The sequence below is a fragment of the Streptomyces sp. NPDC044719 genome (assembly GCF_056433405.1).
Map to the genome: position 1 here is coordinate 791,129 of NZ_JBWKHE010000001.1, position 18,557 is coordinate 809,685.

Annotated in this window: 18 protein-coding genes; 9 read left to right on the forward strand and 9 right to left on the reverse strand. The window is 70.6% G+C overall.

Going from position 1 to position 18,557, the window contains the following annotated elements; all coding sequences use genetic code 11:
- The first annotated feature begins 124 nt into the window (after nucleotides 1–124).
- The 3 genes from AC07DF_RS03770 to AC07DF_RS03780 all read left to right on the forward strand — a co-directional run bounded on the left by AC07DF_RS03770 (nucleotide 125) and on the right by AC07DF_RS03780 (nucleotide 3,417).
- On the forward strand, nucleotides 125–1,894 hold the full coding sequence (locus AC07DF_RS03770; RefSeq protein ID WP_478966592.1) for a S1C family serine protease: 1,770 nt from the start codon (nucleotides 125–127) through the stop codon (nucleotides 1,892–1,894).
- A 208-nt stretch (nucleotides 1,895–2,102) separates the two neighbouring features.
- Nucleotides 2,103–2,543, forward strand: a complete 441-nt coding sequence (locus AC07DF_RS03775; RefSeq protein WP_478966594.1) for a sec-independent translocase — start codon at nucleotides 2,103–2,105, stop codon at nucleotides 2,541–2,543.
- Nucleotides 2,544–2,745: 202 nt separating this feature from the next.
- Nucleotides 2,746–3,417: a hypothetical protein gene (locus tag AC07DF_RS03780; protein WP_478966596.1), complete on the forward strand. Its 672-nt coding sequence runs from the start codon at nucleotides 2,746–2,748 to the stop codon at nucleotides 3,415–3,417.
- A gap of 83 nt (nucleotides 3,418–3,500) precedes the next feature.
- Here the strand turns inward: AC07DF_RS03780 and AC07DF_RS03785 are convergent, their stop codons facing one another.
- Genes AC07DF_RS03785 through AC07DF_RS03795 form a run of 3 tightly spaced genes read right to left on the reverse strand, consistent with a single transcriptional unit; the run spans nucleotide 3,501 to nucleotide 6,550 of the window.
- Entirely contained in the window at nucleotides 3,501–4,634 is a 1,134-nt protein-coding gene (locus AC07DF_RS03785; protein ID WP_184590765.1) for an Mrp/NBP35 family ATP-binding protein, read from the reverse strand.
- Nucleotides 4,635–4,677: 43 nt separating this feature from the next.
- Nucleotides 4,678–5,277 (reverse strand): DUF1003 domain-containing protein, encoded by a 600-nt coding sequence (locus tag AC07DF_RS03790; RefSeq protein WP_478966598.1) that lies wholly within the window; start codon nucleotides 5,275–5,277, stop codon nucleotides 4,678–4,680.
- Nucleotides 5,267–6,550, reverse strand: a complete 1,284-nt coding sequence (locus AC07DF_RS03795) for a magnesium transporter MgtE N-terminal domain-containing protein (RefSeq protein WP_478966600.1) — start codon at nucleotides 6,548–6,550, stop codon at nucleotides 5,267–5,269. The genes AC07DF_RS03790 and AC07DF_RS03795 overlap by 11 nt, the downstream gene beginning before the upstream one ends.
- 225 nt (nucleotides 6,551–6,775) lie before the next feature.
- Here AC07DF_RS03795 and AC07DF_RS03800 point away from each other — a divergent pair, with 225 nt between their 5' ends.
- Nucleotides 6,776–7,531: a hypothetical protein gene (locus AC07DF_RS03800; protein WP_478966602.1), complete on the forward strand. Its 756-nt coding sequence runs from the start codon at nucleotides 6,776–6,778 to the stop codon at nucleotides 7,529–7,531.
- 10 nt (nucleotides 7,532–7,541) lie between these two features.
- Here the strand turns inward: AC07DF_RS03800 and AC07DF_RS03805 are convergent, their stop codons facing one another.
- Both AC07DF_RS03805 and AC07DF_RS03810 read right to left on the reverse strand, forming a co-directional pair.
- Entirely contained in the window at nucleotides 7,542–8,054 is a 513-nt protein-coding gene (locus AC07DF_RS03805; protein ID WP_478966604.1) for a hypothetical protein, read from the reverse strand.
- Between the two features lie 23 nt (nucleotides 8,055–8,077).
- The gene (locus AC07DF_RS03810) at nucleotides 8,078–9,193 is read right to left on the reverse strand and encodes a magnesium and cobalt transport protein CorA (RefSeq protein ID WP_478966605.1); all 1,116 of its coding nucleotides are present in this window, start codon (nucleotides 9,191–9,193) and stop codon (nucleotides 8,078–8,080) included.
- Between the two features lie 462 nt (nucleotides 9,194–9,655).
- Here AC07DF_RS03810 and AC07DF_RS03815 point away from each other — a divergent pair, with 462 nt between their 5' ends.
- Nucleotides 9,656–10,240: a suppressor of fused domain protein gene (locus tag AC07DF_RS03815; RefSeq protein ID WP_478966607.1), complete on the forward strand. Its 585-nt coding sequence runs from the start codon at nucleotides 9,656–9,658 to the stop codon at nucleotides 10,238–10,240.
- Nucleotides 10,241–10,298: 58 nt separating this feature from the next.
- Here AC07DF_RS03815 and AC07DF_RS03820 read toward each other — a convergent pair whose 3' ends face one another.
- Nucleotides 10,299–11,522, reverse strand: coding sequence for an MFS transporter (locus tag AC07DF_RS03820; protein WP_478966609.1), 1,224 nt, complete (start codon nucleotides 11,520–11,522; stop codon nucleotides 10,299–10,301).
- Nucleotides 11,523–11,681: 159 nt separating this feature from the next.
- On the opposite strand from AC07DF_RS03820, the gene AC07DF_RS03825 reads away from it, so the two are divergent.
- From AC07DF_RS03825 to AC07DF_RS03835, 3 genes are all read left to right on the forward strand, one after another.
- Nucleotides 11,682–12,323 carry a DUF6758 family protein gene (locus AC07DF_RS03825; RefSeq protein ID WP_478966611.1) on the forward strand — a complete coding sequence of 214 codons (642 nt, stop codon included), beginning with the start codon at nucleotides 11,682–11,684 and terminating at the stop codon, nucleotides 12,321–12,323.
- Nucleotides 12,324–12,518: 195 nt separating this feature from the next.
- Complete coding sequence (locus AC07DF_RS03830; protein WP_478966613.1) at nucleotides 12,519–13,379, forward strand: PHP domain-containing protein; 861 nt, start codon at nucleotides 12,519–12,521, stop codon at nucleotides 13,377–13,379.
- 165 nt (nucleotides 13,380–13,544) lie between these two features.
- On the forward strand, nucleotides 13,545–14,150 hold the full coding sequence (locus AC07DF_RS03835) for a MarC family protein (protein WP_478966615.1): 606 nt from the start codon (nucleotides 13,545–13,547) through the stop codon (nucleotides 14,148–14,150).
- Nucleotides 14,151–14,159: 9 nt separating this feature from the next.
- On the opposite strand, the gene AC07DF_RS03840 is transcribed toward AC07DF_RS03835, so the two are convergent.
- Both AC07DF_RS03840 and AC07DF_RS03845 read right to left on the reverse strand, forming a co-directional pair.
- The gene (locus AC07DF_RS03840; RefSeq protein ID WP_478966617.1) at nucleotides 14,160–16,226 is read right to left on the reverse strand and encodes a trypsin-like serine peptidase; all 2,067 of its coding nucleotides are present in this window, start codon (nucleotides 16,224–16,226) and stop codon (nucleotides 14,160–14,162) included.
- A 133-nt stretch (nucleotides 16,227–16,359) separates the two neighbouring features.
- A complete protein-coding gene (locus AC07DF_RS03845; RefSeq protein ID WP_010047718.1) occupies nucleotides 16,360–16,512 on the reverse strand; it encodes a hypothetical protein in 153 nt (50 codons plus the stop codon).
- Nucleotides 16,513–16,741: 229 nt separating this feature from the next.
- Between AC07DF_RS03845 and AC07DF_RS03850 the strand changes: the two genes are divergently transcribed.
- Nucleotides 16,742–17,635, forward strand: coding sequence for an NYN domain-containing protein (locus AC07DF_RS03850; RefSeq protein ID WP_478966619.1), 894 nt, complete (start codon nucleotides 16,742–16,744; stop codon nucleotides 17,633–17,635).
- A gap of 43 nt (nucleotides 17,636–17,678) precedes the next feature.
- On the opposite strand, the gene AC07DF_RS03855 is transcribed toward AC07DF_RS03850, so the two are convergent.
- On the reverse strand, nucleotides 17,679–18,551 hold the full coding sequence (locus tag AC07DF_RS03855; protein ID WP_478966621.1) for an alpha/beta fold hydrolase: 873 nt from the start codon (nucleotides 18,549–18,551) through the stop codon (nucleotides 17,679–17,681).
- Nucleotides 18,552–18,557: the final 6 nt, after the last annotated feature.

Sequence of the window (18,557 nt, forward strand, 5' to 3'; positions counted from 1 at the left end):
TGCGCACCGGGCGGCGAACCTGATTGAATCCGGGGGTTGTCGCCCGCTGCCGAGGCGTGGCCGGGCGCCGATTCGACGAACCGCGGTCACCGCATTCGAGCCGTGCCGCGGCTGTGGGGAGAGCATGAACGAGGGGAAGCCCACGAAGGCGAAGTGGTGGAGCCGTCCACGGCCGCAGGACGCTCAGGGGGAGCCGGGCGAGCCGGAGGGGCAGGGGGCGGCTCCGGCGGACTCCGTCGACACCGACACCGTCACCGTCACCGTCACCGTCACCGGCATCGGCACAGACGCCGGCACAGACGTCGGCAGCGACGGCGACTTCGAGCTGGCGCGGCCCGCCGTGCGGCAGGACGAGGACGCGGGTGACTACGAGTTGAGGCGTCCCGAGGAGCCCGCCGGCACCGCCGTGGAGCCCGCCATGCCGGTCGGCGGTGCGGCCAAGCCGCTGCACGATCCCGACCCGTACAGCACCCCGCCCTACGGCGAACCGGGCCCCTGGGCGCCCGCGCCGCCCGTCCAGCATCCGGCGGCGGCCACGCCGACGCACGGCACGGCGATACCGAGTCGGCCGTCCATACCGGGCGCACCCGTCCCGCCGGCAGCCGTCGCACCGGAGGCGCAGGCAACGGCTCCCGGCATCCCGGCACCGGCACCTGGACCTGCACTCGCGGCACCGGCACCTGCGGCACCCGCTCCCGACCCCTGGCAGCGATACGACCCCTGGGCGGCTCCCGGGCCTCTCCAGCAGACCGGGGCCGGTGTGCCCAGTACGGAACAGCGGCGCAAGCGGGGCAGGAAGGCCCTGGCGGGCGGTGCCGTGCTGCTGGCGCTCCTGTCCGGAGGGATCGGCGGCGTGGCAGGGACGTATCTGGAGCGGAACGGGGGCATCGGGACCGTCGAGCTCCCGCAGGCCGGGAAGGAGTCCGCAGGGCGGGACTCCGACAGCGTGGCCGGGATCGCCCAACGGGCCCTGCCCAGCGTGGTCACCCTGCATGTGAGCGGCTCCGGCGAACAGGGCACCGGCACCGGCTTCGTGCTCGACGCCCGCGGCCACATCCTCACCAACAACCACGTCGTGCGGCCCGCCGGATCCTCCGGTGACATCACCGTGACGTTCAACAGCGGGGAGACCGCCCAGGCCGAGCTCGTCGGCCGGGACAGTGGCTACGACCTCGCCGTTGTGAAGGTGAAGGGCGTACGCGGCCTCACCCCGCTGCCCCTCGGCAACTCGGACAACATGCAGGTCGGCGATCCGGTCGTGGCCATCGGCGCGCCCTTCGACCTGGCCGGCACCGTCACCTCCGGCATCATCAGCGCCAAGCAGCGGCCCATCACGGCGGGCGGAGAGAAGGGCGACGGCGGCGACGTGTCGTACGTCGACGCGCTCCAGACCGACGCGCCCATCAACCCCGGCAACTCCGGCGGGCCCCTGCTCGATTCCCGGGGCCGGGTCATCGGCATCAACTCGGCCATCCGCTCGGCGGACAGCGGCTCCGAACTGGAGAGCGGCCAGTCAGGCTCCATAGGCCTCGGTTTCGCCATACCCATCAACCAGGGCAAACGCGTGGCCGAGGAGCTGATCAACACCGGCGGGGCGACCCACCCGGTGATCGGCATCACCCTGGACATGGACTACACGGGCGACGGCGCCCGGGTCGCCGCCGAGGGCAGCGAGGGCGGACCGCCGGTCACCGCGGACGGGCCGGGCGCCAAGGCCGGGATCAAGGCGGGCGACGTCATCACCACGGTCGACGGTCAGCGGGTCCACTCGGGCGAGGAACTGATCGTCAAGACCCGGGCCCACCGTCCCGGCGACCGGCTGGAGCTGACGCTGGAGCGCGGCGGCAAGGAACGGACGGTCTCACTCGTCCTCGGCTCCTCCGGTGGCAGCTGAGACGTGATGTCCGGGAAGCACAGGGACCAACCAGGCAAACAATTCGGAAAGCGCTCCCACTCCTCGCACTCGGAGCTCTCGGGACAGTACCGGTCGGACAGGATCGCCGGGTACCGTGGACCCGGCCCGGACCACGGCAAGACCCGCACCGACCACCGAGGGCCGACCACCGAGGGCCGAGGACCGAGGACATCGCAAGGAGCTTCAGGTGTTCAATGACATAGGACCACTCGAGCTGGTGACGCTCATCGTCCTTGCCGTGCTCGTCTTCGGTCCGGACAAGCTCCCCAAGGTCATCCAGGACGTGACACGCACGATCCGGAAGATCCGTGAGTTCTCGGAGAGCGCCAAGAACGACATCCGTGAGGAACTCGGCCCGGAGTTCAAGGACTTCGAGTTCGAGGACCTCAACCCCAAGGCGTTCATCCGCAAGCAGCTGGACAACGAGGACCTGGGGCTCAAGGAGATCCGCAACGGCTTCGACCTGAAGAAGGAGATGGCCGAGGTCACCGACGCCGTCCACAGCCGTGACTCCGACACGTCGTCCTCCGGCTCCGCCGGTTCGTCCGGTGGCCGTATCGACATGACGAAGAAGCCCGAGACGCCGGACCGGGACGACCGTCCGCCCTTCGACGCGGACGCCACCTGAGCGACTCGCGTGACGCGTTTCATACTCCGGTCGGGCTGTGTACGGCCTGAACCAGGCCCCCGTGCGGCGCACGCGCCGGGCGCTTTCCCTGCTGCTCGCAGCGGTGTGGCTATGCTGCCGAGTTGTTGTGCGGACCGGAAGAGTACGCCCGAAGGGGGGCGGGCCGTTCCGGTCCGACTAGAGCGAGGAGGCGTCCGGGCACATGGAGACGACGAGTCCAGGAGTCGCGCAGGCGCCGGCCGCGGAGGACGGACAACAGGTCCCCTCCGCCCGGCGTAACGTCGACGGCTACCTGCGCGCGCCCTTCCCGTGGTACGGCCTCGACGAGGCCTTCACGGGGCCGCGCTGGCTGATGCAGGTCGGTACGACGGCCGACGGGGCCGTGGAACACGGGTCGATCGGGCACGGGGACGAACCCAGGGTGCGCAACGAGTTCGTGTCCGGGGGTGATCAGGAGGCGAAGGAGAAGTTCGCGGTCGTGGTCACCGTCGCGGCGCATCCCTCGCGGCGCAGTGCGGACGGTACGGGGCTGCTGGAGGCCACGTCGGTGTCCTCCGCGGCGTGGCTCGCGGGTGTGGGACTGCTGTCCGCCACGTGGCCCGGGCAGATGGATCACTCTCTGCGGGACGACTGGCTGGAGCAGCAGACGGAGACGGCGTGGGTGCTGGCGGACGACCTCGACGGGGCCGATTGGTCCACGTTGTCGTTGCCGGTCGACGGTGTGCCGACGGCGTTCCACTACCGGGAGTCCGAGTTCGGGTGGGTGTTGGCCGGGTCGACGTCGGCGGGTGTCCATGTCGGTGCGTACGGCAGGGGTATGAGTGCGTACGGCTTGGGGTTCGCCGTGGTGAAGGACATCGCCGAATACGCCTGATCGAAGGGGCGCCGTGTGTTTCGGCGCCCCCTCGCGCAGTTCCCCGCGCCCCTGAGGGCGCTGCCCCCAGGCGGCGTCTCGATCTAGAACTTGTTCCTCGGAGTGATCCCCAGGGACAGGCCCGACAGGCCCCGCTGGCGGCCTCCCAGCTTGCCTGCGATGGCCCGCAGCGCGGACCCCGCCGGGGAGTCCGGGTCCGTCAGGACGACCGGCCTGCCGTCGTCGCCGCCCTCGCGGAGGCGGACGTCGATGGGGATGTTGCCGAGGACCGGGACGTTGGCGCCGGTCGTGCGCGTCAGGCCGTCGGCCACCACCTGGCCGCCGCCCGTGCCGAAGACGTCGACCATCTCGTCGCAGTGCGGGCAGGGCAGGCCGGACATGTTCTCGACCACGCCGACGATCTTCTGGTGGGTCTGTACGGCGATGGAGCCCGCGCGCTCGGCGACCTCGGCCGCCGCCTGCTGTGGGGTCGTGACGACCAGGATCTCGGCGTTCGGGACCAGCTGGGCGACGGAGATCGCGATGTCGCCGGTGCCGGGCGGCAGGTCCAGGAGGAGGACGTCCAGGTCGCCCCAGTAGACGTCGGCCAGGAACTGCTGCAGGGCGCGGTGGAGCATCGGGCCGCGCCAGACGACGGGGGCGTTGCCCGGGGTGAACATGCCGATGGAGATGACCTTCACGCCGTTCGCCGACGGCGGCATGATCATGTTCTCGACCTGGGTGGGACGGCCGTCGGCGCCGAGCATGCGCGGCACGGAGTGGCCGTAGATGTCGGCGTCCACGACCCCGACCTTGAGGCCGTCGGCCGCCATGGCCGCCGCCAGGTTCACCGTCACCGAGGACTTGCCCACGCCGCCCTTGCCGGAGGCGACCGCGTAGACGCGGGTGAGGCTGCCGGGCTTGGCGAAGGGGACCTCGCGCTCCGTCTGGCCGCCGCGCAGGGCGTTCGCCAGCTCCTTGCGCTGCTCGTCGCTCATCACGTCGAGCGTGACGTCGACGCGGGTGACGCCCTCGACGCCGGAGACCGCGTCGGTCACGCGCTGCGTGATCGTCTCCCGCATCGGGCAGCCCGAGACCGTGAGGTACACGGTGACCGCGACCGCCCCGTCCGCGCCGATCTCCACCGACTTGACCATCCCGAGTTCGGTGATGGGCTTGTGGATCTCGGGGTCGTTCACCGTCGCCAGTGCCTCGCGCACCGCGTCTTCCGTAGCCATAAGGACGATGGTACGGCGCTGTACCGGTGCGTAGGAAAGCCTGTCAGCGGTCGTCTGCGTCACGTCCCCGTGACCGTTCCGCCGGGAATACGACGGGGTCGTGACGGTGGCCGTTCTGCCGTTCCTCCATCTCCTTGATCGTGTCCTGGAGCTCGGAGCGGATCCAGTCGCGGGTGGCGACCTCGCCCAGGCCGATCCGCAGGGCGGCGATCTCGCGGGTCAGGTACTCGGTGTCCGCGATCGACCGCTCGTTCTGCTTGCGGTCCTGCTCCAGATTGACCCGGTCACGGTCGTCCTGCCGGTTCTGCGCGAGCAGGATCAGCGGAGCGGCGTAGGAGGCCTGGAGCGACAGCATCAGGGTCAGGAAGATGAACGGGTACTCGTCGAAGCGCAGGTCACGCGGGGCGAGGCTGTTCCAGGCCACCCACAGGATGATGACGGCCGTCATCCAGACCAGGAAGCGGCCCGTGCCCAGGAAGCGCGCGATGCGCTCCGACAGCCGCCCGAAGGCCTCCGGGTCGTACTCGGGCAGGAACCGGCGCCTGGGCACGCCGGGCTGGTCGAGCCGGGTCGCGCGCGGCCGGCTCGCGGCCGTGGCGCCGGCCGGCGTGCGCTCGCGCAGGGTCTCGCGCTCAGGAACCATCGGTCGGCACCTCCTCGTCCAGATGGAATTCCGTCTCCCGCCAGTCGTCGGGAAGCATGTGGTCGAGGACGTCGTCCACGGTCACCGCGCCCAGCAGCGCCCCCGCCTCGTCGACCACGGGCGCCGCGACCATGTCGTACGTGGCGAAGAACCCGGCGATGGCCGGCAGATCCGCCTCGGGGTCCAGCGGTTGCAGGTCGCTGTCCACGATCGAGCTGACCAGCGAGGGCGGTGGCTCGCGCAGCAGGCGCTGGAAATGGACCGTGCCCAGGTACTTGCCGGTCGGCGTCTCGTCCGGTGGGCGGCAGACGTAGACCTGGGCGGCGAGGGCGGGGGAGAGGTCGGGTTCGCGGATGCGGGCGAGGGCGTCGGCGACGGAGGCGTCCGGGCGCAGCACGATCGGCTCGGTGGTCATCAGACCGCCCGCCGTGCGTTCCTCGTACGACATCAGGCGCCGCATGTCGGCCGCGTCGCCGGGCTGCATCAGGTTCAGCAGCCGCTCCTGCTCGTCCGTCGGCAGTTCGCCCAGCAGGTCGGCCGCGTCGTCCGGGTCCATGGCCTCCAGGACGTCGGCGGCGCGCTCCTCCTTCAGCTTGCCGAGGATCTCGATCTGGTCGTCCTCCGGGAGTTCCTCCAGCACGTCGGCCAGCCGGTCGTCGTCGAGGGCGGCGGCGACCTCGGCCCGGCGCTTGGGGGAGAGGTGGTGCAGGACGTTGGCCAGGTCGGCGGCGCGCAGCTGCTCGAACGTGGCGAGCAGGTTCTCGGCACCCTGCCCCTGCTCCTCCAGGGAGAAGCCGGTGACGGCGGTCCATTCGACGGTCAGCGCCTCGCCCTTGGCCCGCCGGAAGGCGCTGCCCTTTCTGCCCTTGCGGACGAAGACCCGGTCGATCTCCCACTCCCGGCGGGCCGGCAGCTGATGCACCGACAGGTCGAGGACGGTGACGTCCTCACCGGTCTCGGTGAGCGTCACGCGCCGGTCCAGCAGCTCCCCGAAGACCAGCCGCTCGGTGGGCCGCTGCTCGAAGCGCCGGACGTTGAGCACGCCGGTGGTGATGATCTGGCCCGACTGGATGGCGGTGACCCGGGTCATGGGCAGGAAGATGCGGCGGCGGGTGGCGAGTTCGACGACGAGGCCGAGCAGCCTCGGCGGCCGCTGCCCCACCCGCAGCATGACGACCAGATCGCGCACCCGCCCCACCTGGTCGCCTGCGGGGTCGAAGACGGCGACACCGGAGAGGTGCGATACGAAGATCCTGGGGGCGCCCGCTGCCATGGCCGCGGCTCCTTTTCGTGCGGGGTGTTTCCTGGTGCCTGTCTCTGTGCCTGCCTGTGTATCCGTCTGTTCCGAATTGCCCGCTCGGGTGGGCTTCAGGCTAGCCCGTCCCGATCGGCGGTGCGTCGGCGGGCGGTCCGGACGGACTGGCTCCGACCTGCCCGCACGTGCCCGGTACCCTGCGGTACGCCGTTCAGGTCTCCCCGTAGAGAGGCAGCTCCACCTGTGACTCCGATTCGCCACGGCCGAAGCCGTAGTGCCGTACTCGCGAGCGCGATGTGCGCGCTGCTCGTGACGGGGACGGTGCTCACCGGCTGCGCGGAGGATCCCAACGAGGGCACCAACGGGGTCGGCAGACTGCCCGCCGGGAAGATCCAGAGCAAGACCCGCTCGGCCGCCGAGTCCGCCGGGGCGGTCCGGGTGCACGGCAGTGTCGTCAGCGGCGAGAAGACGTACGCCCTCGACATGCGTCTCAAGGACGACGGTGGCGAGGGATCGGTCACCACCGAGGGCACGACCTTCCAGGTGCTGCGCGTCGGTGAGCAGCTCTTCGTCAAGGCCGACGCCGAGTTCTGGACTCACGGTGACGGCCAGGGCGGGGGCGGCAAGGGGGACGCGGCCGCGGCCTCCAAGCTCGGCGGCAAGTTCGTGAAGGTGCCGCAGGGCGACCCCGCGTACAAGAAGTTCAGCGGTTTCACGGACAAGGGTGTCCTCCTCGACGGTCTGCTCACCCTGCACGGCACACTCGAGACGGACGGCCACGAGGAGCAGGCGGGCGTCCGCACCATCCGCATCACCGGCGACAAGGGCTCCGGCGGCGCCCTGGAGGTCTCCCTCGAGGGCAAGCCGTATCCACTGCGCATGGAACGGGCCGGCGGCGCGGGCACCCTCACGTTCTCCGCCTGGGGAGAGGACTTCTCCCTCAGGGAGCCGGAGAGGAACGAGACGGTGGACTACGGCAAGCAGCTGCCGGCGTCGTAGGCCCGGGACGTCACGTCCGTTTGCGCTTCTTCAGCAGCAGGCGGGGCAGCCCCGCCGGGATCGGCCGGCGGGTGATCGCCGGGGACGGCAGGGGCGGCTCCGACAGGGAGCCGTCGGGCAACGGCGCCGTCGTCCCGGTCGGTTCCAGGCGCAGCACCCGGCACTCGCGGGCCCAGCGGCCGGTCATGGCCTCGCCGTCGGGCGCGTTCAGCCGTTTTCCCTTGAGCTCGGCCACCGTCGCGTCCCACGCCTCGGAGCCCGGCGCGAGCTCGGTGACCCGGGCCGTCCAGGAGACCAGCCGGCCTCCCTTGTCCTTGCTGCGGACCGTCACCCGGGCCTCGCCCCCGTCGGCGAGCCCCGGCAGCGGCTGCTCGCCGGGCCCGTCGCCGATCAGGCACGCGGCACCCTCGTGCCACACGTGCCAGAGCGCACGCGCCGGGCCGTCGGGGCCCTGGACCCAGACGAGGCCGGACTTCTTGGTGGCCTCCTCGACGAGGGCCTGGCCGAGCAGCTCGCTTGTCATGGGCCTCAGCCTATCCAGGCCGCTCACAGCCATCCGTTCCGCTTCAGCGTGCGGTGGATGCCCAGGCAGATGACCACGGTGATGCCCATGATCACCGGGTAGCCGTACCGCCAGTGCAGCTCCGGCATGTGGTCGAAGTTCATGCCGTAGACGCCACAGACCATCGTCGGTACGGCGATGATCGCCGCCCAGGAGGTGATCTTCCGCATGTCCTCGTTCTGCGCCACGGACGCCTGCGCGAGGTTGGCCTGGAGGATGGAGTTGAGCAGTTCGTCGAAGCCGAGGACCTGCTCCTGGACCCGGGCCAGGTGGTCGGCGACGTCCCGGAAGTACTTCTGGATGTCCGGGTCGATCAGCCGCATCGGCCGCTCGCTCAGCAGCTGCATGGGCCGCAGCAGCGGCGACACGGCCCGCTTGAACTCCAGCACCTCGCGCTTGAGTTGGTAGATCCGCCCGGCGTCCGAACCGCGCGGCGAGCCCTTGCGCCCCGGGGAGAACACCTCGGTCTCCACCTCGTCGATGTCGTCCTGCACCGCGTCGGCGACCGCGATGTAGCCGTCGACGACGTGGTCGGCGATGGCGTGCAGCACGGCCGAGGGGCCCTTGGCCAGCAGCTCGGGGTCGTCCTGGAGGCGGTGCCGCAGAGCCCGCAGGGAACCCTGCCCGCCGTGCCGGACGGTGATGAAGAAGTCCCGTCCGGTGAAGCACATGACCTCGCCGGACTCGACGACCTCGCTGTTGGCGTCGAGCTGGTCGTGCTCGACGTAGTGGATGGTCTTGAAGACCGTGAAGAGCGAGTCGTCGTAGCGCTCCAGCTTGGGCCGCTGGTGGGCTTGGACGGCGTCCTCCACGGCCAGCGGGTGCAGCCCGAACTCACTGGCGATGCCGGAGAATTCGGCCTCGGTCGGCTCGTGCAGGCCGATCCACACGAAGCCCCCGTCGCGGCGCACCAGGCGCACCGCCTCGTGCGGGGTCAGCGGGGTCTCGGTCTCGATGCGGCGGCCGTCGCGGTAGATGGCGCAGTCGACGACGGCGGTGGCCGTCGCCGGGCTGCGGGTGGTGTCGTACGTGCCACTGTCCTTGCGCAGCGAGACGCGGGACGGACGGACCACGGCGCGCAGGTCGCGAATCATCGACATGGCGGGCTCCTTCGCGGGAGGGCAACGAAAGGCGCCGGCGGCGACGGGTGGAACTACCCGGAATGAGGACGTAGTGACTGCTGATGTTTGGCACGTCCACAAAGCGGGGAGCACCGCACCGTCGCGGTGGCGAGCTTCGTTACTGATTCAGCTACTGAGGCAGATCAGGAAAAACGAAACGAAGCGCTCTTCCGCGGTGAAGCGAGTGCGAGAGGTGGCGGCCGGCCAGAGAGACAGAGCAGCTACATCAGCGGCGGGAGAGCGTGGTGCTACTGCACGGTCGACTTCGATCCATTGCAGCCCCACCTCCTCCGGCCGGTCCCTCGTAAGGGAGTTCCATCGGCGTCGGGGCTTGATCGCGACGCTTCTGCGTGCTGCCCCGAACCACCGGGCAAGAGTAGCAGCCGACAAAACTGTCAAGGTGCTCCTTTGCCGGCTACTGACGAGTTCTATGCTCACCGCATGGCTGATGTTCTTCCTCTGGTCGAGGCCCGGTTGCGTAGTGCGCTGGGCGAACCGGACGCGCGCGCGGCAGTGACGTTCCTCGGTACGGACCGCATCGAGGTGCTGCGTTTCCAGGAGGGCGACATCGCCCGCTACGCCACGCTCGGCATGTCCGCGCAACCCATGACGGACCCCACGGCGGCGGTCGCCGACCCGGTGAAGGGTCCGCGCGCCGAGCTGGTCCTGTCGGTCCGGGCGGGGCTCGCCGAGACGGACAAGGTGCTCCGCCCGCTGGCCGTTCTCGCCGCGTCTCCGCAGGTGGAGGGCCTGATCGTGGCCCCCGGTGCCTCCCTCGACGTCGGCGAACCGCTGTGGCCGGGCGCCCCCTTCACCTCGGTCCTGGTCGCCGAACCGGGCGGTCTGGTCGAGGACCTGGAGCTCGACGAACCCCTCGACCCCGTACGGTTCCTGCCGCTGCTGCCGATGACCCCGAACGAGGCCGCCTGGAAGCGGGTGCACGGCGCCCAGGCGCTCCAGGAGCGGTGGCTGAACCAGGGGACGGACCTCCGGGATCCGTCCCGGAGGTCCGTCGCGCTGGAGTGAGGCCTGAGTGAGGAACCTCACCAACCCATGGCCGAAAAGCATCAGTTGCTCAGTCGGCTCAGTTGCCGAAGACGGTGACGCTGTCCTCGGTCGCGTGCTTCGGCTCCAGCTCCTCGGCTTCGAGGGTGAGGGCCTTCCGGCGTACGACCACGACCGCGGCGCCCAGCACGGCCGTGACGGCCGCCACCACGAACGGGATGTGGAGGTCGGTCCACTCCTCGATCTTCGGTGCGAAGAACGGGGCGGCCGCCGCCGCGAACCAGCGCACGAAGTTGTAGCCCGCGCTCGCCACCGGCCGGGGCGCGTCCGAGACGCCGAGTGCCAGCTCGGTGTAGACGGTGTTGTTCACGCCGATGAAGGCACCGGACAGGATCGTGCAGACGACGGCCGTGGTGTGGTCGCCGTAGCCGAGCGCGAGCACGTCGGCCGCGAGCACCACCAGTGAGCCGCCGAGCACCTTCAGCGAGCCGAACCGCTTCTGCAGCCGTGGCGCCACGATCACCGAGAACACGGCGAGCAGCACACCCCAGGCGAAGAACACCGCACCCGACCGGTACGGGCTCATGTCCAGCACGAACGGGGTGAAGGCCAGCACGGTGAAGAACGTGTAGTTGTAGAAGAACGCTGAGACCGCAGCCGAGGCGAGACCGCCGTGGCCGAGGGCCCTGACCGGGTCCAGGAGCGAGGTCTTGCGGGCCGGCTTCGGCTGCTCCCTCAGGAACGCCGCGATGCACAGGAAGCCGACGGCCATCAGGAAGGCCGTACCGAAGAACGGGTAGCGCCAGCTGGCGTCACCGAGCAGGGCGCCCAGCAGCGGACCGCAGGCCATGCCGAGGCCGAGGGCCGACTCGTACAGCAGGATCGCCGCCGCGCTGCCGCCTGCCGCCGCTCCGACGATGACCGCGAGGGCCGTCGAGACGAACAGTGCGTTGCCGAGCCCCCAGCCGGCCCGGAATCCGACCAGTTCGCCGACGGATCCGGAGGTGCCCGACAGGCCCGCGAAGACCACGACCAGGGCGAGGCCGAGCAGCAGGGTCTTCCTGCCGCCGATGCGGCTGGAGACGAAGCCGGTGACCAGCATCGCGATCGCGGTGATGAGGAAGTACGAGGTGAAGAGCAGGGAGACCTGGCTGGCGGAGGCGTGCAGACCCGAGGCGATGGACGGCAGGATCGGGTCGACGAGTCCGATGCCCATGAAGGCGACGACCGACGCTCCGGCGGTCGCCCACACGGACTTGGGCTGCTTGAGGAGGCCGTCCGCTCCGGCGTCGAAGGGGTCCATTGCGTGCTCCCTTTCCCGAGACGAGGTAGTTGGTATATGCACATACTAAGTTAGCCATGCTAACTAATGCAAGCTACATCTAATATGGGGGTGAAGGGTTCCGTCCGGTTGGGTGATCGTCCTTGACGCGGCGGGGCGGGGGTAGGACCGTGGGGCCCTATGAGGGGCGAACCCAGTTGCCCGAAGTGCGGTGGCCGGGTCAGGGCTCCCGGCCTCTTCTCCGACTCCTGGCAGTGCGATGTGCACGGCACCGTCCATCCGGTGCAGCCTGTGATACCGCCCAGCGTCGACGCCCTCAACGTCGTGGTGCACCGGACTCAGGTGCCGGTGTGGATGCCCTGGCCGCTGCCGGTCGGCTGGCTGTTCACGGGTGTGGCCTGCGCGGGGGACGACCGCACGGGCGGCCGCGCCACGGCCGTGGCCTGTACGGGGCCCGGGCCGCTCGGCGGGATGGGCGAGCTGATCCTGGTGGCCGAGGAGCTGGGTGTCGGTCTCGGCGCGCGCTACGCGGGCATGGACGGTCCGGACCCGGGGCCCTATATGAACGTCGAGAAACCGGCCCAGGCGAAAGTGCTCGCCGCGGGGCGGCCGACGCCGCTGTGGCATGTGACCGGGGCGCCGGACGACCGCGCGGTGTTCGCCGGCGAGGCGCTCGGGATGTGGCTGTGGGCGGTCGTGTGGCCGGAGCAGTCCGGGTTGCTGATGTACGACGAGCTGGTCTTGGCGGATGTGCGGGACGCCGGCGCGGAGGTGGAGCTGGTGCCGTGCGGGGCGTTGTCGCCGCGCTTGCTTGAGCCGTAGCGCCCAGGGGGGGGGGTGGGAGCCTTGGTTCTTGGGCGGCTGCGGGTCGGATGGGGCCGGTCGCGCAGTTCCCCGCGCCCCTTGGGGGCGTTGGTGTAGGGGGCGCTTCGTGGGTTCGGGTGTGACAGGGGGCGCTGAAAATCCGGTTATCCTTGAGCAGCCCTGTTCGTCCCGTCAGTGTCTGGAGTCCGTGTCGTGCGTATCGATCTGCACACCCACTCCACCGCTTCCGACGGCACGGACACCCCGGCCGAGCTGGTGCGCAAGGCCGCCGCGGCCGGGCTGGACGCCGTCGCGCTCACCGATCACGACACCACCCGCGGGCACGCCGAGGCGATCGCCGCGCTGCCCGAGGGGCTGACGCTGGTCACCGGGGCCGAGCTCTCCTGCCGGCTCGACGGCATCAGCATGCACATGCTGGCCTACCTCTTCGACGCCGAGGAACCGGCGCTGCTCGCCGAGCGCGAGCTGGTCCGGGACGATCGGGTGCCCCGGGCGCAGGGCATGATCGCCAAGCTTCAGGGGCTGGGCGTGCCCGTGACCTGGGAGCAGGTACGGCGGATCGCCGGTGACGGCTCCGTCGGGCGTCCGCACGTGGCGAGCGCGCTCGTCGAGCTGGGTGTCGTGCCGACCGTGAACGACGCCTTCAGCGAGGACTGGCTGGCCGACGGCGGCCGGGCCTACGTCGAGAAGCACGAGACCGACCCCTTCGAGGCGATCCGGCTGGTCAAGGGCGCGGGCGGCGTCGCGGTGTTCGCGCATCCCGGGGCGACCAAGCGGGGGCGTACGGTGCCGGAGGCCGCGATCGCCGAGATGGCCGCGGCCGGTCTTGACGGCATCGAGGTCGACCACATGGACCACGACGCGGATACGCGCGCGCGGCTGCGGGGGCTGGCGAAGGAGCTGGGGCTCCTGGTGACCGGGTCCAGTGACTATCACGGCAGCCGGAAGACGTGTGTGCTCGGGGAGTACACGACGGATCCCGAGGTGTACGGGGAGATCACCCGGCGGGCCTTCGGGGCGTTTCCGGTGCCCGGGGCCGGCGGAGCTGTCTGAGGTTTCTCCCCCTTAGGTCTCTTTTCAGGCACTCGGCGCTGTCCGCTGTGCCCACCCGTTCCGCCGTGCGGAACGCCTGCCCACAGCGGGTGCGGGAGCGGTAGCGGTCAGGTCGCTGCCGCTGCCCGCCGCGCGTTTCATCAACCTCGCAAGGCCATCACACCCATGTTCGATGTCGCCGTCTTCGGCTCCCTCTTCCTGACCCTCTTCGTCATCATGGATCCCCCCGGGATCACCCCGATCTTCCTCGCGCTCACCGCCGGCCGACCCGGCAAGGTGCAGAAGCGGATGGCCTTTCAGGCCGTCTGTGTCGCCGGTGGTGTGATCACCGTGTTCGGGCTGCTCGGGCACCAGATCCTCGACTACCTGCATGTCTCCGTGCCCGCGTTGATGATCGCGGGCGGGCTGCTGCTTCTGCTGATCGCGCTCGATCTGCTCACCGGGAAGACCGACGAGCCGAAGCAGACCAAGGACGTCAACGTCGCCCTCGTGCCGCTGGGCATGCCGCTGCTGGCCGGGCCGGGGGCGATCGTGTCGGTCATCCTCGCCGTGCAGAAGGCGCACAGCGTTGCCGCGCAGGTCTCCGTGTGGGCGGCGATCCTCGCCATCCATGTCGTGCTGTGGCTGGTGATGCGCTACTCGCTGGTGATCATCCGGATCATCAAGGACGGCGGTGTGGTCCTGGTGACCCGGCTCGCGGGCATGATGCTCTCCGCGATCGCCGTGCAGCAGATCATCAACGGCGTCACGCAGGTGATCCAGGGGAGCTGACGGGGCACGTCAGGTCCGGCCGAGCACCGAGCCGATCGCACCGGCCGCGCCGGGGTGGGCGAGGTACTCGTCGATGTTGTGCGCACGGTCGCGGCCGTTGGAGACGGCGAGCTGGGTGAGCTTGCCCCAGCGTTCGTCCTCCAGCGGGCAGCCGATGGCCACCCCGTCGGTGGGGCACCAGACGTTGACCCAGTCACGCACCCGGGGCGGCCGGTGCGGGCCGCGGGCGAGGAGCCGTTCGTTGACGCCGTCCAGGCCGAGCGGGCTGCCCGCGGTGACGAGCAGAACCGGGTCGAGGCCATCCGGGAGCCGGGTCAGCAGGTCCAGGCCGACCACCGTGCCCAGGCTGTGCGTGACCAGCACCAGTTCGCCGGTGGCGGGCATCGTCTCCAGGACGCTGTCCAGCACCGACTGCCGCACGGCGCTGTCGCCGAGATACAGGTCGACGTCCCGCAGGAACGTGGCGATGGTCCACTCGTCCAGGTCGGACCGGGCGGCCAGCCAGCTGAGCGGCCGGTGCAGGGCCCCGACCAGGCCCGCCCCGAAGCCCTCGGTGGTCGCCGGGCCGTTCTGGGGCATGCCGGCCCGGGCGGCCGCCTCGTAGATCAGCCGCTCGTAGGAGCCGGTGGGCGACTCCGCAGCGAAGACCTCGGCGGCAGCCGCGGCGCTCACCATGTCCAGGCCGATGGCCTCGACCGTGCTCTCCCTGCCGCTCACGAGGTCGTGCAGTCTCGTGCCGTAGAACGGGAACCACGCGTCCTCCGGGTCGATCGGGGGCAGGGACGCGAGGGTGAGTCCGCGGTTCAGGCCGGATGCCCAGGTCCGGCGGAGTTCGTCCGGCTGCTTCTTGTGCTGGTCCCTGCCGTGCAGGAAGACCAGGTGCCGGCGGCCGCCGAAGGCGGTGTTCCGGGCCGGGCGTCCGGTCTTGGGCCTGCCGGCGTCCGTCCCGCTCTCCGTGACCGGAGCGACGGTGACCGGCGGGGGTGTGACGCCGGGTGCCGCCGGCGAGGTGAGCGCGGGCGCTGCGACCGTACTCAGGTCCAGGCCCGAGTCCGGGCCCATCTCGGTCAGCAGGGCACGCCGCGCCGGGTCGAGGTCCAGCCGGGCCAGGTGCTTCAGGATCGAGCTGATGCGGACGCCCTCGTTGGCGACCCACTCGATCGCGTCGTCGCCGTCGCCGTGGCGCCAGGGCTGTCCGTCCTTCCGCAGGACGCGGCCCTGGTCGTCCTTCTTCGGCACGCCGCTGTGGTGCAGGGCCACGACCTCCCACTGGTCGTTGAAGACGGGGGAGCCGGAGTTTCCGGGGCGCGTGTCGGTTCGGTAGTGGACGAAGTCGTCGAGCCGTACCAGCACCGCGTTGTCGCGCAGAACGATTTCCTTGAGGCGGCCGTCCGGGTGACCGATGATGTTCACCTTCTCGCCGAGCACCAGCTTGCCGAGCTGCACGCTGAGCCGGTTCCAGCCGAAGATCTCGCCCGGCGGGCGGCCGTCCGGGGCGGGCGCGACCGCGACCAGGGCGAAGTCCAGCCGGCTGTCCGCGGCGAAGAAGGCCCCCGGGTCGAGCTCCATGCGGACGGCGGTGTCGGGCACGTTGTCGACCGTGACCTGGGCGTTGAACTCGGCGAAGCACCGGCGGGCGAAGCTTTCGTCGGGCAGCACGTGGTGGTTGGTCATCATCAGCCGCGGCGACACCAGGAAGCCGGTGCCGTGCGGAAGCTCACGGCCGTCGCGGCGCAGGGTGATCCGGGCGACCGAGGCCCCGGCCCTGACCCCGCGGGGCAGGAAGCTCCAGGCCTGGAGCTCGTTGGACAGGTCGATGATGCGTTCGTTGGCGTCGGGCAGGTCCATGGCCTCGCCGTGGATGTCCGCCACGACCGCCGAGGGCGACAGACCGCCCCGCTCCAGGATCCGGTCGGCGCGGACGGCGAGCGCGTCCGGGGCGTCCGGGAACCGCACGCCGGCCGCCAGCTTGCCCTCGACCCGCTCCCGCTCCGCGGTGGAGTCCTCGTACCGTCGCGCGGCCTCGGCCGCGGCCTGTTCCTGCAGCTCCCCGTTCGACCGGCCCGTCACGGACATGCGTCCCACCGTCCTGTTCGCTCTCGCTGGGCCCCTCAGCCAGTACGCCCCCGGCTGGAGCGGTCCGCAACAGCGGAACCCCCGCACGGCCGATGCCGGGCGGGGGCTCCGAAGTGTGGGAGAGCTGCGCGCGTTATGAGGCCGTGGTCCCGGCCGGGCGGATCCAGAGGCGCTGCCCGGTGGCGGCGGCCTGCTGAACGATCCGGTTGACGGAGGCGGCGTCCACGACGGTCGTGTCCACGGGCGTGCCGTCGACGTCGTCGAGGTGCATGATTTCGAAGCGCAAGGGCTTCTCCCTTCGTCTGGTCATCCTCCTGAGGAGAACTACTCGGTGTGGCGGCCCACGAGGCTTCGGTGCCCGGTGTTCCGTATGAGTCAACAGGACTGCATGGTTCAAACATTCCCTACGCTAAGGAAATTTTTCGAACGGCTAATTACTGAGCCGTAAGAGTGTCGTTACGGGACCGACCGGGAACAGTTGTGTTCGCAGCGTGACCGCCGGGACAATGGAAGTGATGAACGACGACCCCGCGGACCTGAGCGCCCGCATCGACCGCACCAACGAGCTGCTCCAGCGCATGCTCGCCGAGGTGGCGAAGACACCCTCGACCCATGCGATCTTCGTCGATGCCGGGTATCTCTACGCGGCCGCGGGACGGCTCGTCGCGGGTACGGAGGACCGCCGCGCCTTCGACCTGGACGCCGAGGGCCTGATCGACGCGCTCATCGACAAGGCCCGCACGATCTTCGCGGACAGCAGACTGCTGCGGGTCTACTGGTACGACGGCGCCCGCCGCCGCATCCACACGGCGGAGCAGCAGACCATCGCGGAGCTGCCGGACGTGAAGGTGCGACTGGGCAATCTGAACGCCAACAACCAGCAGAAGGGCGTCGACTCGCTCATCCGCTCCGACCTGGAGTCACTCGCCCGGCACCGTGCCATCAGCGACGCTGCCCTGCTCGGCGGTGACGAGGACCTGGTGTCGGCGGTGGAGGCGGCGCAGGGCTACGGCGCCCGGGTCCACCTGTGGGGCATCGAGGCGCCGGAGGGCCGCAACCAGGCGGAGCCCCTGCTGTGGGAGGTCGACAGCCAGCGCACCCTCGACCTCGACTTCTTCAAGCCGTACGTCTCCCGCCGCACGGCCGCCGCCTTCGAGGCGACCACGGGCAGGCCGGCCCGCGAGGACGTGCGGTTCGTGGGGGCCCAGATCTCGGCGAAGTGGCTGGCGGCACGCGGCCGGGAGACGCTGGGGGAGCTGCTGCACGGGCACCCCTATCTGCCCGGTTCGGTCGACCAGGACCTGCTCGTGGAGGCGGAGGGCCTGTTGCAGTACTCGCTGCGCGGGCAGGCCGATCTGCGGCGCGCCCTGCGGGACGGCTTCTGGGAGCATCTGCGGGCGCAGTTCTAGACCGTCCGGGTGTGCCGATCCCGGACCGTCCGGGTGCGCCGCACTAGACCGTCCGGACGCTGTCCCAGAAGTCGGCGAGGGCGCGGGCCATCGGCAGGGGCCGGTCGGCGTTGGGGGAGTGCTCGGCTCCCGTGATGACCGTGCGGTGCGCGTTCAGCCGCAGGGCCATGTCGTCGAGGATCGCCACCGGCCAGGTGTCGTCGTGTGCCCCCGACAGGACATGGAACGGCAGCGGTACGGCGGCGAGTTCGGTGACGCGGTCCGGCTCGGTGCACAACTGGCGTCCGGTCGCGCGCAATTGGGCCGGTTTGTTGCCCAGCCAGCGCCGGCGCAACTGGTCCTGGTCGCCGATGCCGCGCGCGGGCCCGCCGACCTCCTCCGGCGGCCCCATGGCCTGGATCGCCTCCCAGACCTCCTCCATCGACATGACGGCGAGCGCGTCCCGCAGCAGTTTCACGCGCTGCTGCTGGGAGACGGAGATCTCCGCCGGGCCGGACGAGACCAGGGTCAGGGAGAGGAAGGGGGAGTGGTCGAGCAGTACGGCCGCACGGGCGATCTGTCCGCCGAACGAGTGCCCGACGAGGTGCAGGGGAACGCCGACCGCCTCGGCCTGCGCGAGCACGTCCCGGGCCAGTTCCCGCTGGGCGTAGGCGGATTCGTCGGACACCGGCCCGTCCGACTCGTGCTGCCCCCGTCCGTCCACGGCGACGACCCGGTACCCGCGCTCTGCGAGCGGCTCGTGGAGCAGGCTGAAGTCCTCCTTGCTCCCGGTGAATCCGGGCAGCATCAGGACAACTCCCCTGACCCGCGCACCCGCCTTCGGCGACGAGTCGACGACGGCGAACTCACCGCGGGCCGTGCGCAGGGGATATGCGCGGGCGCCCGGGGGCGGGGTGAAGGTGGCTTGCCTGCTCACGGGGTG

What these genes read in the sequence shown, in the direction of transcription:
- AC07DF_RS03835 (WP_478966615.1), top strand. Translation starts at nt 13,545, where the DNA reads ATGTTCGATGTCGCCGTCTTCGGCTCCCTCTTCCTGACCCTCTTCGTC.
- AC07DF_RS03820 (WP_478966609.1), bottom strand. Translation starts at nt 11,522, where the DNA reads ATGGACCCCTTCGACGCCGGAGCGGACGGCCTCCTCAAGCAGCCCAAG.
- AC07DF_RS03810 (WP_478966605.1), bottom strand. Translation starts at nt 9,193, where the DNA reads ATGTCGATGATTCGCGACCTGCGCGCCGTGGTCCGTCCGTCCCGCGTC.
- AC07DF_RS03840 (WP_478966617.1), bottom strand. Translation starts at nt 16,226, where the DNA reads ATGTCCGTGACGGGCCGGTCGAACGGGGAGCTGCAGGAACAGGCCGCG.
- AC07DF_RS03795 (WP_478966600.1), bottom strand. Translation starts at nt 6,550, where the DNA reads ATGGCAGCGGGCGCCCCCAGGATCTTCGTATCGCACCTCTCCGGTGTC.
- AC07DF_RS03770 (WP_478966592.1), top strand. Translation starts at nt 125, where the DNA reads ATGAACGAGGGGAAGCCCACGAAGGCGAAGTGGTGGAGCCGTCCACGG.
- AC07DF_RS03815 (WP_478966607.1), top strand. Translation starts at nt 9,656, where the DNA reads ATGGCTGATGTTCTTCCTCTGGTCGAGGCCCGGTTGCGTAGTGCGCTG.
- AC07DF_RS03780 (WP_478966596.1), top strand. Translation starts at nt 2,746, where the DNA reads ATGGAGACGACGAGTCCAGGAGTCGCGCAGGCGCCGGCCGCGGAGGAC.
- AC07DF_RS03790 (WP_478966598.1), bottom strand. Translation starts at nt 5,277, where the DNA reads ATGGTTCCTGAGCGCGAGACCCTGCGCGAGCGCACGCCGGCCGGCGCC.
- AC07DF_RS03825 (WP_478966611.1), top strand. Translation starts at nt 11,682, where the DNA reads ATGAGGGGCGAACCCAGTTGCCCGAAGTGCGGTGGCCGGGTCAGGGCT.
- AC07DF_RS03805 (WP_478966604.1), bottom strand. Translation starts at nt 8,054, where the DNA reads ATGACAAGCGAGCTGCTCGGCCAGGCCCTCGTCGAGGAGGCCACCAAG.
- AC07DF_RS03850 (WP_478966619.1), top strand. Translation starts at nt 16,742, where the DNA reads ATGAACGACGACCCCGCGGACCTGAGCGCCCGCATCGACCGCACCAAC.
- AC07DF_RS03785 (WP_184590765.1), bottom strand. Translation starts at nt 4,634, where the DNA reads ATGGCTACGGAAGACGCGGTGCGCGAGGCACTGGCGACGGTGAACGAC.